Origin of the sequence: Corynebacterium sp. LK28 (genome assembly GCF_014335105.1) — a bacterium.
Taxonomy (GTDB): Bacteria; Actinomycetota; Actinomycetes; order Mycobacteriales; family Mycobacteriaceae; genus Corynebacterium; species Corynebacterium macclintockiae.
In genome coordinates, this window is sequence record NZ_PDGZ01000007.1 from 1 (window position 1) to 14,322 (window position 14,322).

At 62.8% G+C, this 14,322-nt stretch carries 11 protein-coding genes; 5 read left to right on the plus strand and 6 right to left on the minus strand.

Features of this window, described 5'->3' with window-relative positions:
- Nucleotides 1-194 precede the first annotated feature (194 nt).
- Genes CRD15_RS02055 through CRD15_RS02075 form a run of 5 tightly spaced genes read left to right on the plus strand, consistent with a single transcriptional unit; the run spans nt 195 to nt 6,752 of the window.
- On the plus strand, nt 195-947 hold the full coding sequence (locus CRD15_RS02055) for an ABC transporter ATP-binding protein (RefSeq protein ID WP_187401787.1): 753 nt from the start codon (nt 195-197) through the stop codon (nt 945-947).
- 2 nt (nt 948-949) lie between these two features.
- Nucleotides 950-3,589, plus strand: a complete 2,640-nt coding sequence (locus tag CRD15_RS02060; protein WP_187401788.1) for an ABC transporter permease — start codon at nt 950-952, stop codon at nt 3,587-3,589.
- Nucleotides 3,590-3,618: 29 nt separating this feature from the next.
- Nucleotides 3,619-4,581: a hypothetical protein gene (locus tag CRD15_RS02065; RefSeq protein ID WP_187401789.1), complete on the plus strand. Its 963-nt coding sequence runs from the start codon at nt 3,619-3,621 to the stop codon at nt 4,579-4,581.
- Nucleotides 4,582-4,626: 45 nt separating this feature from the next.
- Nucleotides 4,627-5,901 (plus strand): NRAMP family divalent metal transporter, encoded by a 1,275-nt coding sequence (locus CRD15_RS02070; RefSeq protein ID WP_051892123.1) that lies wholly within the window; start codon nt 4,627-4,629, stop codon nt 5,899-5,901.
- 38 nt (nt 5,902-5,939) lie between these two features.
- Nucleotides 5,940-6,752 carry a putative hydro-lyase gene (locus tag CRD15_RS02075; RefSeq protein ID WP_070550577.1) on the plus strand — a complete coding sequence of 271 codons (813 nt, stop codon included), beginning with the start codon at nt 5,940-5,942 and terminating at the stop codon, nt 6,750-6,752.
- Between the two features lie 30 nt (nt 6,753-6,782).
- Here the strand turns inward: CRD15_RS02075 and CRD15_RS02080 are convergent, their stop codons facing one another.
- From CRD15_RS02080 to CRD15_RS02105, 6 genes are all read right to left on the minus strand, one after another.
- A complete protein-coding gene (locus CRD15_RS02080; RefSeq protein WP_070550576.1) occupies nt 6,783-7,427 on the minus strand; it encodes a GntR family transcriptional regulator in 645 nt (214 codons plus the stop codon).
- Between the two features lie 14 nt (nt 7,428-7,441).
- A complete protein-coding gene (locus CRD15_RS02085) occupies nt 7,442-9,256 on the minus strand; it encodes a biotin carboxylase N-terminal domain-containing protein (protein ID WP_187401790.1) in 1,815 nt (604 codons plus the stop codon).
- Between the two features lie 49 nt (nt 9,257-9,305).
- Complete coding sequence (locus CRD15_RS02090) at nt 9,306-10,979, minus strand: 5-oxoprolinase/urea amidolyase family protein (protein ID WP_034969715.1); 1,674 nt, start codon at nt 10,977-10,979, stop codon at nt 9,306-9,308.
- Nucleotides 10,976-11,752: a LamB/YcsF family protein gene (locus CRD15_RS02095; protein ID WP_034969711.1), complete on the minus strand. Its 777-nt coding sequence runs from the start codon at nt 11,750-11,752 to the stop codon at nt 10,976-10,978. The genes CRD15_RS02090 and CRD15_RS02095 overlap by 4 nt, the downstream gene beginning before the upstream one ends.
- A gap of 161 nt (nt 11,753-11,913) precedes the next feature.
- Entirely contained in the window at nt 11,914-12,606 is a 693-nt protein-coding gene (locus tag CRD15_RS02100; protein WP_034969708.1) for a DUF3239 domain-containing protein, read from the minus strand.
- A 36-nt stretch (nt 12,607-12,642) separates the two neighbouring features.
- Nucleotides 12,643-14,289 carry a DNA repair helicase XPB gene (locus CRD15_RS02105; RefSeq protein ID WP_034969705.1) on the minus strand — a complete coding sequence of 549 codons (1,647 nt, stop codon included), beginning with the start codon at nt 14,287-14,289 and terminating at the stop codon, nt 12,643-12,645.
- Nucleotides 14,290-14,322 lie beyond the last annotated feature (33 nt).

Here is a 14,322-nt window from a genome sequence, read left to right on the forward strand (position 1 = left end):
AAAGAGAAAGACCCGAGGGGCTCCGATTCACTGGAGCTCCTCGGGTCTTTTTGCTGTTGTCGGGAAGACTGTGAAGGCAGAGCCTATAATTAGCTTGTTTAAACAGTTTACTTTTGGAGGCCGCCCTCGGCGTCCAGACAACAACCCGCATACAGGCCCCATGCAAGTTGGGGAACCTCTAAGGAGCAACGCTGATGAAGCACACAGATACAAACCAAACACACAGCGCCGCTCGGGCAGTAGACCTACAGAAGATCTACGGCCACGGAGAGACAGAGGTACGGGCAGTCGACGGCATCTCCATCGACTTCGCCGACGGACAGTTCACCGCCATCATGGGACCCAGCGGTTCCGGTAAATCCACCCTCATGCACTGCATGGCCGGCCTCGACTCCATCTCCAGTGGTAAGGCGTTGATCGGCGATACGGATATTTCCACGCTGAATGACAAGCAGGTCACTGCACTCCGCCGCGATCGCCTGGGATTCATCTTCCAGTCCTTCAACCTTGTCCCTACCCTCACCGCAAAGGAGAACATCACCTTGCCGCTGGACATCGCCGGCCGCAAGGTCAACCAAGAATGGTTCGACGAGGTTGTTGTACGCCTCGGCCTAAAGGAACGCCTGAACCACCGTCCCTCGGAGCTCTCCGGCGGTCAGCAACAACGCGTCGCCTGCGCTCGCGCACTGGTAACCCAGCCGGACATCATCTTTGGAGACGAACCCACCGGCAACCTGGATTCCAATAGCTCCGCCGAGGTCCTCAGCATTCTGCGCAACGCCGTCGACAGGGACGGCCAGACAGTCGTCATCGTCACTCACGATCCGAAGGCCGCCTCCTACGCGGACCGCGTCGTATTCCTCGCCGACGGTCAAATCGCAGACGAGCTGACCAAGCCTGACGTTGATGCAATCCTGGGCGTCATGGGCAAGCTGGAGGAGCACTAGTCATGCCCAACTCCACTCGTGTCCACAAACACCGCGGATCGGCAGATGCAGGTAAATCCCGCAGCAGTCATACTCGTGCTGTCGCGAAGGTCTCGTACCGCAGTGTGCTCGCGAACAAGATCCGCTTCACCCTCACCATCATCGCGGTGGTGCTCGGAACCGCGTTTATTTCGGGCTCCTTCATGTTCACCGACATGATGCAGAAGTCTTTCAACGGAGTATTCGAAAATGTTTATTCCGCTGTAGATGTTGACGTATCCCAGAAGGATCCGACAAAGCCGATCACCGAGGAGACCAGGAAGAAGCTGGAGTCTAACCAGGATGTCAAAAGCGTTGCAATGGCATCCGAAACGACAGCCGTCGTCGCCAAGGACGGTAAGCAGCTAAGCACCGGCGGCGCCCCCTCGGTGGTGCTTCCCAATGACACTGACGAGGATGCCCCGGGCCCGTCAATCACCATGGTGGACGGTCGCGCGCCCAAGGGTGCCAAAGAGACCATGATCAACAGCGATGCCGCTGAGAAGCATGGAGTGCACGTCGGTGACACCCTGAAAGCCATCGACATTCGGAATAGCCACGAATACAAAGTCGTCGGTATCTACAACACGGACTTTTCGGTCGGCGGCTACCTCGGCCTTGCCATCGAGCCCTCTGTCTATATCGAGCGCTACACGGACGGTACTTTCCCCGATGGCTTCTGGCTCGCTGCCCGCGATGGCGTAACCCCGGATCAGCTTAAAGACTCGATCCAGAAGCAATTCCCGGAACTCAAGGTCGTCACCGGTGACTCGATCGTTGAACAGGCAACCAAGGAGGTCAAGGAAGGCCTCAGCTTCGTTAACTACTTCCTGCTTGCCTTTGCACTGGTTAGCCTCCTCGTCGGCGCTTTTATCATCGCCAACACGTTCTCCATGGTGGTTGCCCAGCGCATGCGCGAGTTCGCACTTCTGCGCTCCCTGGGCGCTTCTCGTATACAGCTGACGACCTCCGTGGTTTTCGAGGCCGTGCTCGTCGGTGTGGTCGGTTCGCTCCTCGGCATCCTCGCCGGCATGGGGCTATCCAAGGGCATCTTCGCGCTCATGGACATGGCCGGTTTCGGTCTGCCGAGCAGCGGGCTTAGCCTGACCCCGCAGGCCATCATCCTGCCTCTGGTCATCGGCGTGCTCATCACGGTTATCTCCGCATGGGCGCCCGCCCGCCGCGCAGGTCGCGTGCACCCGGTGGAGGCTATGCGCTCCGGCGATGTTTCCAGCGCCTCGCCACTGAAGCTGCGGACGATCGCGGGGCTGATCGTGAGCCTTGCAGGTGTGGCTGCGGCCGTAGCTGCGCTGTTGCTAAATGACGCCGACACGAAGAACCGCGCGGTCATTCTCGGAGTCGGCGCGCTACTGGTGATCGTCGGTACTTTCCTGATCTCTCCGGCGCTGTCAATGCCAGTTGTCCCCGCACTCGGGCGCGTCATTGGCGCTCCCTTTGGGGCGGTTGGAAAGTTGGCGTCCACAAACTCGCGAAGGAACCCGCGACGGACGGCGACGACGGCGTTTGCCCTTACCTTGGGCGTGGCTCTCGTGGCGGCATTTGGCATGGTCGGCGCGACGATGAAGGGCGCAATGGAAGGCATGATCGGCGATACGATCAAGTCCGACCTCGTGGTCAGTGGTCCTCAGAACCAGGGATTCCCGCTGCCCAAGGGCGTGGAGAAGGCCGTGGAGGAGACCGAAGGTGTGGAATATTCCTCCACGGTTGGTGCGGCGCCCATCAGCATGGGCAAACCCATGGACGAAGGCAATGTCTCATACAGCGGTATGTACGCCTTCTACTACAAAGGTGACCTGGGTAGATCCATGGGTCTTAAGTCCCTGGGGGGAGGCCTGAAGACCGACGAGCCGGGCTTCTACGCTTCCGAAAACAAGGCTAAATCCATGAAATGGAACGTCGGCGACATGGTGCCGATGTATCGCGTTGGTCAGGGGAAGATGGGCGACGTGAAGCTGCTCGGAATCTACACCGAGCCGATCCAGCCCCAGACCCTGATCAACGAGGCTGCACTGGCGCCTTACTCGGGCAAGGGCAAGCCCCTGTCTGAAGTAGGGGACCTGAGGATCATGCAAGTTTTCGTCCACGGTGACGGAAGCGTCCGCGACAAGGAACTGCAGGAGAGGGTGCGCAAATCGGTAGAGCCGTTCATCGTGGCGGATGTCCTGACCACCGCCGAGTACGCGGGCACCGTCTCCTCCGGTATTGATCAGCTACTCATGATCCTCAATGCCATGCTGGCGCTGTCGATCCTGGTAGCCATCCTGGGCATCATCAACACCCTGGCGCTGAACGTGATCGAACGGAAGCAGGAGATCGGTATGCTGCGCGCGGTGGGCACGTTCCGCGGGCAAGTGCGCCGGATGATCACCCTCGAAGCCGTGCAGATCGCCATCTACGGTGCGCTGCTTGGCGTACTCATCGGCGTGGGCCTGGGCTGGGTATTCGTAAAGGTGCTGGCTTCCGAGGGACTGGATAGCGTGGTGTTCCCATGGCTGCTGCTGGTCGGCATGGTGGTCGGCTCCGGCATAGTGGGTGTGCTCGCCGCGATTTGGCCGGCGCACAAGGCGGCGAAAACCTCCCCGCTGGAAGCGATCGCCGATTAAGGCGAAACGTACAACTACAATCGTTAACCATGAGCGAGCAGACCCCGAACTCCGACATCGTCAACCTGCCGGGAGCAGATCGCGATGTTCAGGCTGGTGTGGAGCCACTGACGGCGAAGCAGCAGCTGGAGCAGCTGAACAATTTCTTCGAGGACAACTACCCGGAGATCTTTAGCTCCCTCGTCACCGATGAGGGAGCCCGCTACAAGGAGCAATCCTGCCCCGTTCCCGCCGAACTGGTCGACGATACCGAACGGATGTGGGCACGCGTCCCTGACCTGTTGGCGCACAGCAGCCTGTTGGTGCTGGGCGCTGGGCTGGACCACCGCATGCCGCACGTCGCTTACACCTCCCAGGTGCGGGCCGAACCCTGGTCGAAGCAGTATCGCGCCCTGCCGGATGGGGTTGCAGGCACAGTGTTGACGCCCCCTAATCCCACCGGCGCTGTAGCCGTGAGTTTGCACGGCGGACCAGGGTGGTTCGGTGACGGTGCAAGTCACGACCAGTTCTGGCTGCCGCTATTCGCTTCCATCGCAGAGCGCTCTGGGGTGACCATTGTGGATCTGACCTACCCGCTTCCCGGCTACGGAGCCTGGGACCTCACCCAGCAGGATGTTGCGGAGGCGATCGCGCAGGTCAAGGAGGAGCTGGAGCCTAACGCCTTTGGTTTGATCGTCTTCGGCAGTGGATTGGTGGCAGCGAGCCAGGTTGTGGGTGCGGCCTGTGGGCTGGATTTCCTGGCGGCGCTCAGCCCGGGAATCCCGGAGGGGTTCGCGGTGGATATTGCAGGGGTTCCCACGGCAGTATCCCTGGCGAAGTTTGATAGTCGGGGAACCGGAGGGGGCGTCGTAAAGAAATACTTCGAAGACAGCGGCACCGAGGTGCGGTTCTTCGAGTACGACAGTGAACACATCATCGCAGCTCCCGCGGTGTGGCGGCAGCGGGTAGACGAACTGGCGGAGTGGTTGCACCAGGTAGTTGCAGATTGTTGAACAACATTCTAAGGTGATATGGATCACTGATAGAAAGGTGCTTTAATGTCGAACACAGACGAGCACGCGGGCGACATGTCCGGAGCTAACGAGCCCACCACCGACCAGAGCGCAGCCGGCGCGCCGGCTGCCACCCGCGCAGTCACGTTCAGTGCATCGCTGGGCGCAATGTTCCTCATGGCCACCAGCGCCATCGGCCCGGGATTCATCACCCAAACCACCAACTTCACCGTAGACTTGGGGGCGGCGTTCGCGTTTGCGATCCTGGTCTCGATCCTGGTGGATATCGCGATTCAGCTCAACGTGTGGCGCGTACTGGGCGTATCCGGCAAACGAGCAAACGAACTGGGCAACGAAGTCCTACCTGGCCTTGGCTGGGTCATGGCAGCCTTCGTGTTTGTGGGCGGTCTGATCTTCAACATCGGCAACATCGGCGGTACCGGCCTGGGGCTTAACGCGATGCTTGGCCTGAGTCCGCTGATCGGCGGTGGAGTTTCGGCGCTCATCGCTATCTTCATCTTCCTATCTAAGCGCGCGGGCATGGCTCTGGACCGCATCGTCGTTGGTCTGGGTGCGATCATGATCCTGTTGATGATCTACGTCGCGATTGTCTCTTCACCGCCGCTGGGCGAAGCACTGCAGAATACCGTGATGCCGGACGAGGTGGACTTCCTAGTGATCACCACCCTGATCGGCGGTACCGTGGGCGGCTACATCACCTTCGCCGGTGCGCACCGCATGATCGATTCCGGACAGACCGGCGTGGAAAACGTAGGCACGATTACTAAGGTCTCTATCTCCGGCATCATCGTCACCGGTGTGATGCGTGTGCTGCTGTTCCTGGCGATCCTGGGTGTGGTCGCATCGGGTGTGACGCTGGCCGGCAACAACATGGCAGCAGACGCGTTCCGCCACGCAGCAGGCGATATCGGCGTGCGCTTCTTCGGCGTGGTGCTGTGGGCTGCAGGCTTGACGTCTGTGGTGGGCGCCTCTTACACCTCGCTGACCTTCGTCACCCCGCAGTCCATGAAGAAGTCCACCTTCAACTGGTTGGTCGTCGGATTCATCATCGTGTGTGCCACGATCTACCTGGTGGTCAACAAGGCGCCGCAGAAACTGCTGATCTTCGCCGGTGCGTTTAATGGTTTGATTCTGCCGATCGGCTTCGCCGTCGTGCTGTGGGTGGCGTGGCGCCGCCGCGACCTGATGCAGAACTACAAGTACCCGGCATGGCTGCTGGTTCTCGGCGTAATCACCTGGCTGCTGACGTTGTACCTGAGCTGGAGTTCCTTGAGTAAGCTGCCGGAAATCTGGGCATAAGACCTGGGCACAAGAGTCTGGGAATAAAGGAGTGAACCATGGCGAAGGGCGCAGGCAGCCAGAGGGCAGATGACCGCGGTGCGTTGCTGCCGAAGCAGGCGCGCGAGATTTTCCGGGCAGGAACTGTTACCCACACCTCGGGCTATTCGCGGGGATATGCACAGGCGAACCTGATCACTCTGCCCCAAGAGCAGGCCTTCGACTTCCTGCTTTTCGCCCAGCGCAACCCTAAGCCTTGCCCGCTACTCGGAGTGCTAGAGGCCGGTCAGGTTTCCTCTGAACTGCTAGCCGATGGGGATATCCGCACCGATATTCCGCTGTACCGCGTGTACCGCGGCGGCCAGCTGGAAAGCGAAATACCAGATGTGCGCGACATCTGGCGCGACGACCTGGTCAGCTTCATCATCGGCTGTTCCTTCACCTTTGAATCTGCACTGCTGGATAACGGCGTGCCGGTGGAGCACATCGCCCAGGGCAAGAACGTGCCAATGTATCGTACGACCATTCAGACGAACCCGGCCGGAGTATTCTCTGGCCCCATGGTCGTTTCCATGCGCCCCATTCCGGCTGCCCAGGTGGCCGATGCGGTGCGAATTACTTCCCGCTACCCGGCGGTGCACGGGGCGCCTGTGCACGTGGGCGATCCCGCCGCCATCGGCATTGAAGATCTGAACCACCCCGACTTCGGCGAGGCCGTGGACATTCCCGCAGGCACGATTCCGGTGTTCTGGGCCTGTGGTGTGACCCCGCAATCAGTGGTGATGGAATCCAAGCCGGAGTTTGCGATCTGCCACGCGCCGGGACACATGCTGATTACCGACGCGCGCGACCTGCAATACCAAGTGCCCTGACCAGATGCTTTGAGTTCTGCAGGGGGCGGGCTAGCCGAAGTAGCGTTCGATGTTGTCCCGTGTGTGCTGCAGGTGTTCGGCCAGCTGATCCGCGGCCTGTTGCCAGCGCTCCTCCGCGATCAGGTTCGTCACCGTCCGGTTCTGGGCGATGAATTCAATGTGAAACTGGTGGTTCAGGCGGTTGGCTCGGGCGAAGCCCAAGCGCATCTGCGCAGAAATGCGATCCATTGTTTGGTTCAGACCTTCAGCGCCGGCGCTGGCGACGATCGCACGGTGGAAAGCCTGGTTGGCATCAGCGATCGCACGGATATCCTCGTCGGTCGTCTGTGGCAAGGCGGAATCCCGTAGGTTCTCCGCTGCGGAAACGATCCCATCCAGCTTGTCCAGCCCTACCCGCCGACCCCACAGCAGAGCCCCGGGTTCCAAAACCAGCCGGGTTGCGTACATGTCGCTTAAATCCTGGCGCGTAGGCTCAACGATGAAAACACCCCGGTTTGGGATCCGCTCTAGCAGACCCTCCGAAACCAGGGTGGCGAAAACCTCCCGCAGGGTATTGCGGGAAATCCCCAGCGACTGGGCCACATTCACCTCATTAAGCTTCTCGCCCGGCGCATAAGCGCCGGAGGCAATGCCGTCAAGGAGAGCTGAATGTGCGATAGCCGACTGGGAGTGCATAGCAGTACAGCTTATTACGCGATGTGGCCCAGCGCGTCGCCCTTCGAAACATTGTCGCCCGGGTTTAGCTGCGCCAGGGTGATCGTACCGGCGGACTTGGCCTCCACCGTGGACTCCATCTTCATCGCCTCGATCGTTGCGATCGGCTGGCCGACCTCCACAGAGTCGCCGTCGGCAACCTGCCACTTCACCAACACGCCAGTGTATGGACACGCCACGGCGTTGCCGGCGGCAGGACCACCTGCAGACGCGCCTGCGCCGGAGTCGCCGGCGGCCGTGCTGGAACCGGCGGCGGGGGAGGCCGAGGGGGCGTCCGTACCAACAGAAGGGGCAGCAGCAACGCCGAAAGAAGAAGGAAGGCTCACGCGGTGCAGGCGGCCGTCGATCTCGACGGTGAGGGTGGTGCGCTCGGTGTAGGCATCCTCGACGTCCTCGGGGGAGGAACCGGCGTAGCCCGCGCCGATGCCCGGCTCGTACTCCTTGTCCACCCAGTCGGTGTAGACGTGCAGGTCATCGCCACAGAAAGCGGGGTGAGTCACGATGTCCTTGTGGAAGGGCAGTACCGTGCGCACGCCCTGGACGCGCATCTCCGCCAGGGCGGCCTGGGCACGGCGCAGAGCAACCTCGCGGTTCGGGCCCTTGACGATTAGCTTGGCCATGAGGGAATCGTAGAAACCGGGGATGGTGGATCCCGTACGAACGCCCGCGTCCACGCGGATGCCCGGGCCCGTCGGCACCTCGAACTGGGTGACGGTGCCGGGAGAGGGGACGAAGCCATTGGCAGCGTCTTCTGCGTTGATGCGGAACTCGAAGGCGTGACCGTCGCTGGCAGGATCCTCGTCGAAACTCAAAGGCAGGCCGGCGGCGATGCGGAACTGCTCGGCGACGATGTCTACGCCCGTCACGACCTCGGTGACGGGGTGCTCGACCTGCACGCGGGTGTTGACCTCGAGGAAGCTGACGGTGCCGTCTTCGGCGACGATGAACTCCACCGTGCCTGCGCCCGTGTAGTTCGCAGCCTGGCAGATGGAGCGGGAACCCTCGATGATGTCGGTGCGCTGCTGGTCAGTGAGGAACGGCGCCGGGGCCTCTTCAACGAGCTTCTGGAAGCGTCGCTGCACGGAGCAGTCGCGCGTGCCGATGACGCGGACGTTGCCGTGCGTATCGGCCAGCACCTGCGCCTCCACGTGGCGGGGCTTGGTCAGGAACTTCTCCACGTAGCACTCGCCACGGCCGAAGGCGGCTTTGGCCTCGCGGCCTGCGGATTCGAAGGCCGCCTCGATGTCGTTGTAATCGTGCACGACCTTCAGGCCGCGGCCACCGCCACCGAAAGCTGCCTTGATGGCGATGGGCATGCCGTGCTGATCGGCGAAGTCACGAGCCTGCTCCCAGTTCGGGATCGGATCCGGGGTGCCGGGAGCCAGCGGGGCGCCGACCTCGGTGGCCAAGGCGCGGGCGGCAACCTTGTTGCCCAGGGTTTCGATGGCCTCCGGGGCAGGGCCGACCCAGGTTAGGCCGGCCTCGGCGACGGCGCGGGCGAAGTCAGCGTTCTCGGAGAGGAAGCCGTAGCCGGGGTGCACGCAGTCCGCGCCGGCGCGCAGGGCGATATCCAACAGCGCCGGGATGTTCATGTACGTTTCCGCGGCGGTGTTGCCGGGCAGGGTGTAGGCCTCATCGGCAATCTTTGCGTGGAGGTTGTCCACATCCGCTTCAGAGACGACGGCGATGGAGCGAATGCCCAGGTCGCGTGCGGTACGTGCGATGCGCACTGCGATCTCGCCACGATTGGCGATAAGGACGGTCTGCAGGGGGAAGGTCTCTTGGCTCATGTGTTGGGTTCCTCGTCTTCTTTGGTTCTTCAGTGTTGTGTCGGGTGTGTTAGCGGGCAGGCTCGGTCGTTGAGGCAGGCGGGTCGAAATCCACAAGTTCGAAACGCACGGTGTCTCCCGGTGCGAACTGGCCTGCCTTATCCAGATCCTTGTCGATGACCGTGGCGATGACCGGATATCCGCCGGTAACCGGGTGGTCGGCCATGAACACCACCGGCAGGCCGTTCGGCGGCACCTGGATGCTGCCACTGACCATGCCCTCGCTGGCAAGTTCGCCGTCGCGGCTGCGCTGCAGCGGGGTGGGCTCGGCGCCGTCTTCGCCCGCCGGCAGCGCTAGGCGCAGGCCTACGCGGTTGGACTGTCCGGTGACGGTCCACTCAAGCTCTGTGAATCGCTGCAGTTCCTCGCTGCTAAACCAGTCTTCGCGCGGCCCGGCAACACAGCGCAGCACGTTGGTGCCGTCGAAGGGGTTGGTCGTCGCCGCGCCGACGGAGGCTTTGGCGGTGCGGCGCCCGGCCTTCAGCACATCGCCGGTGGATACGGGCTGTGGGCCCAGCCCAGACAGCACGTCGGTGGAGCTTGAATCCAGCACCTTGTCGGTCACCAGTCCGCCGCGCACGGCTACGTAGTTGCGCAGGCCGTTGCCGGCGCCGCCGAGTGGCTCTACCTGCAGCGTTTGCCCGGCCTTGACCTGTACCGGCGAGCCGAGCTCGACGGTGCGCCGACCAATCGAAACGGTTGCCTGCGCACCGGTAACGCACACTGCGGTATCCACCAGCGCTTCTAGCCCGATACCACCAATGTTTTCCAGCACAGTGGCCGACGATGCATTGCCCACCACATCGTTGGCCGCCCAGGCGCTTGCGCGGTCGACGGCGCCGGAGCTATTCACGCCGATGTCGCCGTGCCCCGCACGCCCCGTGTCCTGGAACAGGGTCTGCAGCCCTGCGTCGATGACCTTCACGCTCGGGCGGGCGGGGACGATAGGTGTGTTGCTTGTGGACGCCCCCACGCCCCCACCGGCCGACTTTTCCCGTGGGGCTTTTGCGTTTGAGTCGCCGGAAGCGGTGGAAGAGTCAGCCCCGGCGCTGATGGATTCCCGCACCTGGCGGTAGCGCACCGTATCGCCCGGCTGCAGGAGCGCGGGTTGCTCGGCGTTCGTGTCCCACATCGGCTGCGTGGTGTGTCCCAGCAACTGCCAGCCGCCGGGAGAGGTGCGCGGGTAGACGGCAGAGAACTGCCCGGCCAGTCCCACCGCGCCAGCCGGAACAGCCGTGCGCGGGGAGCTGCGGCGGGGAACATCCCAGGTGTAAGTGTGATCGCCTTCAGCCGGCACGCAGTAAGTAAAGCCCGGGGCGAAACCGCCGAAGGCTGCCAGCCACTGCTGCTGGGTGTGGCGGGTGATCAGCTCCTCGGTGGAAATATCCATCAGAGTCGCGACATCCGCCAGATCCTCGCCGTCGTAGACGACGTCGATGGTGACTTCCCGCGGATTCGCTTCGGCAGAGGTCTGCGGGTGGAAGTCCCGCAGGGCGCTCAAACCGGCGATGGCGGAGGAGTGGGCGTCAAAACAAACCAGAACAGTGCGCGCCGCGGCGATGGCCTCTACCTGCCCCGGCAAAGGGGTGGCGACCAGCGAGGCATGCCACGCCATGACGGTGACGAGGTCGGGCAAGTCGACGATGACGGCGCGGGTGCCGACGGGGGAAACGGAGTGGCTCACAGGAAGCTCCCGATAGTGATGTCGTTGGCCTTGAGCTCAGCGGCGATGCGCTCCGCCATGGCGACCGCGCCGGGGGAATCGCCGTGGACGCACACCGAATCTGCGGCGGTGCGGATCGTGGAGCCATCGACGGCCTCGATCGTGCCTTCCTCGGCCATACGTACCACGCGGCGGGCGACAACCTCCGGGTCGTGTAGCACGGCGCCGTTCTCGCGGCGGGAAACCAGCGTGCCGTCCGGGTTGTAGGCGCGGTCGGCAAAGACCTCGTTGATAACGCGCAGGCCGGCCTGTTCCGCGTACGTGGCGGCAACAGCGCCGGGGAGCAGCATGACGGGCAGATCCGCGCCGAAGGCCTTGATGCCCTCGATGACGGCCTTGGCCTGGGCCTCGTGGTGGACGATGGTGTTGTACATCGCGCCGTGGGGTTTGACGTAGCGCACCTGGGTGCCACAGGCTTTGGCCAGCGCGTCCAGGGCGCCGATTTGGTAGAGGACCTCGTCGGCTAGCTCGGCGGGGGAGTAGTCGATGAAGCGACGGCCGAAACCGGCCTGGTCGTTGTAGCCGACGTGCGCGCCAACGGCAACGTTGTTCTCCGCGGCAGCCGCCAGAGTGTTAGAGATCGCGTGCGCGTCGCCGGCGTGAAAACCGCAGGCGACGTTGGCGCTGGAAACGATGGCCACCATCGCCGCATCATCGCTGACCGGGTTACCGCCGGTCGTTTCGCCGAGGTCGGCGTTGAGGTCTATGGAAAGCGGGCTGCGGGATGGGGACATGTGATCGACTCCTTGCGTGATTGGACGCGCAGTCGGACGCGTGGCCGGAGTGCGAAGCAGCGGCACCACCGGCCGGATTGTTCAACAATGTGGGTGCCAGTCTAGTGACCTACACAACCATTGTGAAATCAATCACGGGCTTTTCGCAATAGTGATCTGCGTTAGTTCTTCGGCTTTCCGCCCTTGGGCTGTTCCAGTACGTAGACGCTGCGATTGGCCTTCTTGGCCTTGTCCACCTGATCCAGTAGACCGTCCAGACGGTTCCACAGATTCGTGCTAATTGCCCGCTCCGCGCGCTTCCAGACCTTCACATCCCCGGTGCCCCACGCCACCGGCATGGGGGAGATCTCCTCGTAGACCTTCGGGCCGCGCGTCGGGCGGTAGCCGGTCACTGCCATGGACGGCACCCGCGCACCGACCTCGCGAGGAACACCCGGCACAGAGGTCACGGTGCGGACCGCCAGGGCGGGGACGGTGCGCTGCGGATCCGCAGAGGCGTCCACCAGCATCAACAGCGACATGTCGCGGGCGTTGACCTCCGCGATCATCGCCGGAGCAAGCTGGTACATGTCAAAGTACTGCTGTGGCGATCCCATTTTGCGGGGCAAGATCGGGATCAAGGCCAGGCACAGTAGCGCGAACACACCCAGGGCAAAGCTGATGGCTATGGCCCACCAGTTAGAGCCTGCGGTGAGAAGCAGCACCGCCACGATCACTCCCAGAACTGCGGCCAACACACCCGCCGAGACCTGCATGCGCTTCGCATCGCGCAGGAACTCGTTGTGCTTGCGGGCGTATTCCTCGTCGACGTCGAAGTTGAAGTCGACCTGCATTGGTTGCTGGGCTGCAGACATAGGGGTGCTCCTTAAAAACGGCAGTAACTAAAGATTCTAAAGGTCGAAGGAATCGACAATGCGGTAGCCATAGCCTTGCTCGGCCAGGAAGCGTTGGCGGTGCGCGGCATAATCCGCATCCAGGGTGTCGCGGGCGACAATGGAGTAGAAGAACGCCTCGCCACCGTCCGGCTTCGGGCGCAGGATTCGGCCCAGGCGTTGTGCTTCTTCCTGGCGGGAACCGAACGTGCCGGAGATCTGAATGGCGACGGACGCGCCGGGCAGATCGATGCTGAAGTTCGCCACCTTGGAAACCACCAGCGTCTGTAACTCGCCATCGCGGAACTGCTGGTACAGCTTCTCGCGCTTGGCGTTGCCGGTCTTGCCGTCGATGACGGGCACGTCCAGCTCCTCGGCGATCTCCTCCAGCTGGTCGATGTACGCGCCGATGATCAGCGTCGGCTCGTCCGGGTGCATCTCCATGATCTTGCGCACCACCTTCGTCTTCGTCGGGGTGGTAGCGGCCAGGCGGTACTTGTCGGACTGCTCGGCGGTGGCGTAAACCATCCGCTCGGCCTCGGTCAGCTGCACGCGCACTTCGGTGCAGTCTGCCGGGGCGATCCAGCCCTGGGCTTCGATGTCCTTCCACGGGGCGTCGTAGCGCTTCGGCCCAATCAGGCTAAATACGTCGCCCTCGCGTCCGTCTTCGCGCACCAGGGTGGCGGTCAGCCCCAGGCGGCGGCGGGACTGCAGGTCAGAGGTCATGCGGAACACCGGTGCGGGCAGCAGGTGCACTTCGTCGTAGATGATCAGCCCCCAGTCGCGAGAGTCGAACAGCTCCAGCGCCCGGTATTCGCCCTTCGATTTCCGTGTGACCACCTGGTAGGTCGCAATGGTTACGGGGCGGATTTCCTTCTTCTCTCCGGAGTACTCGCCGATCTCGTCCTCGGTCAGGGAGGTACGGCGCACCAGCTCGTCCTTCCACTGCCTGCCCGCGACCGTGTTCGTCACCAGGATCAGGGTGGTGGCCTTCGCTTTTGCCATGGAAGCCGCGCCGACCATCGTCTTACCAGCTCCGCATGGCAGGACGACCACGCCCGAGCCGCCTTCCCAGAAGCTGTCGGCCGCCATCTCCTGGTAATCGCGCAGCTGCCACTGCTCGTGTTCCTGCGACAGTTCGATGGGGTGCGCCTCGCCGTCGACGTAGCCCGCCAGATCCTCTGCAGGCCAGCCGACCTTCAGTAGTTCTTGCTTGAGCCTGCCGCGCTCGGAAGGGTGCACAACGATCGAGTCTTCGTCGATCTCTGTGCCCAACATGGGCTTGATCTTTTTGTGACGCCGAATCTCCGTCAACACAGCCCTGTCGGTCGTCTCCAGCACGAGCCCGTGGGCCGGGTGCTTGATGAGCTTCAGCCGCCCATAGCGATCCATCGTGTCGGCAATGTCGATGAGCAGCGGCTGGGGGACGGGGAACCGCGAGTATGTTTCCAGCACGTCCATGACCTGCTCCGCGTCGTGCCCGGCCGCGCGGGCGTTCCACAGCGCCAGCGGGGTGATGCGGTAGGTGTGCACGTGCTCGGGCGCGCGCTCCAGCTCCGCGAACGGCGCCAGCGCGGTGCGCGCCTCCTGGGCTTGCTCGTGGTCGATTTCCAGCAGCACAGTCTTGTCCGATTGGACGATCAATGGGCCGGTGCCGATACTCACTAGCTGGCGCTCCTAACGGGTCTCGGGGCAGCT

What these genes read in the sequence shown, in the direction of transcription:
- CRD15_RS02055 (WP_187401787.1), top strand. Translation starts at nt 195, where the DNA reads ATGAAGCACACAGATACAAACCAAACACACAGCGCCGCTCGGGCAGTA.
- CRD15_RS02060 (WP_187401788.1), top strand. Translation starts at nt 950, where the DNA reads ATGCCCAACTCCACTCGTGTCCACAAACACCGCGGATCGGCAGATGCA.
- CRD15_RS02065 (WP_187401789.1), top strand. Translation starts at nt 3,619, where the DNA reads ATGAGCGAGCAGACCCCGAACTCCGACATCGTCAACCTGCCGGGAGCA.
- CRD15_RS02070 (WP_051892123.1), top strand. Translation starts at nt 4,627, where the DNA reads ATGTCGAACACAGACGAGCACGCGGGCGACATGTCCGGAGCTAACGAG.
- CRD15_RS02075 (WP_070550577.1), top strand. Translation starts at nt 5,940, where the DNA reads ATGGCGAAGGGCGCAGGCAGCCAGAGGGCAGATGACCGCGGTGCGTTG.
- CRD15_RS02080 (WP_070550576.1), bottom strand. Translation starts at nt 7,427, where the DNA reads ATGCACTCCCAGTCGGCTATCGCACATTCAGCTCTCCTTGACGGCATT.
- CRD15_RS02085 (WP_187401790.1), bottom strand. Translation starts at nt 9,256, where the DNA reads ATGAGCCAAGAGACCTTCCCCCTGCAGACCGTCCTTATCGCCAATCGT.
- CRD15_RS02095 (WP_034969711.1), bottom strand. Translation starts at nt 11,752, where the DNA reads ATGTCCCCATCCCGCAGCCCGCTTTCCATAGACCTCAACGCCGACCTC.
- CRD15_RS02100 (WP_034969708.1), bottom strand. Translation starts at nt 12,606, where the DNA reads ATGTCTGCAGCCCAGCAACCAATGCAGGTCGACTTCAACTTCGACGTC.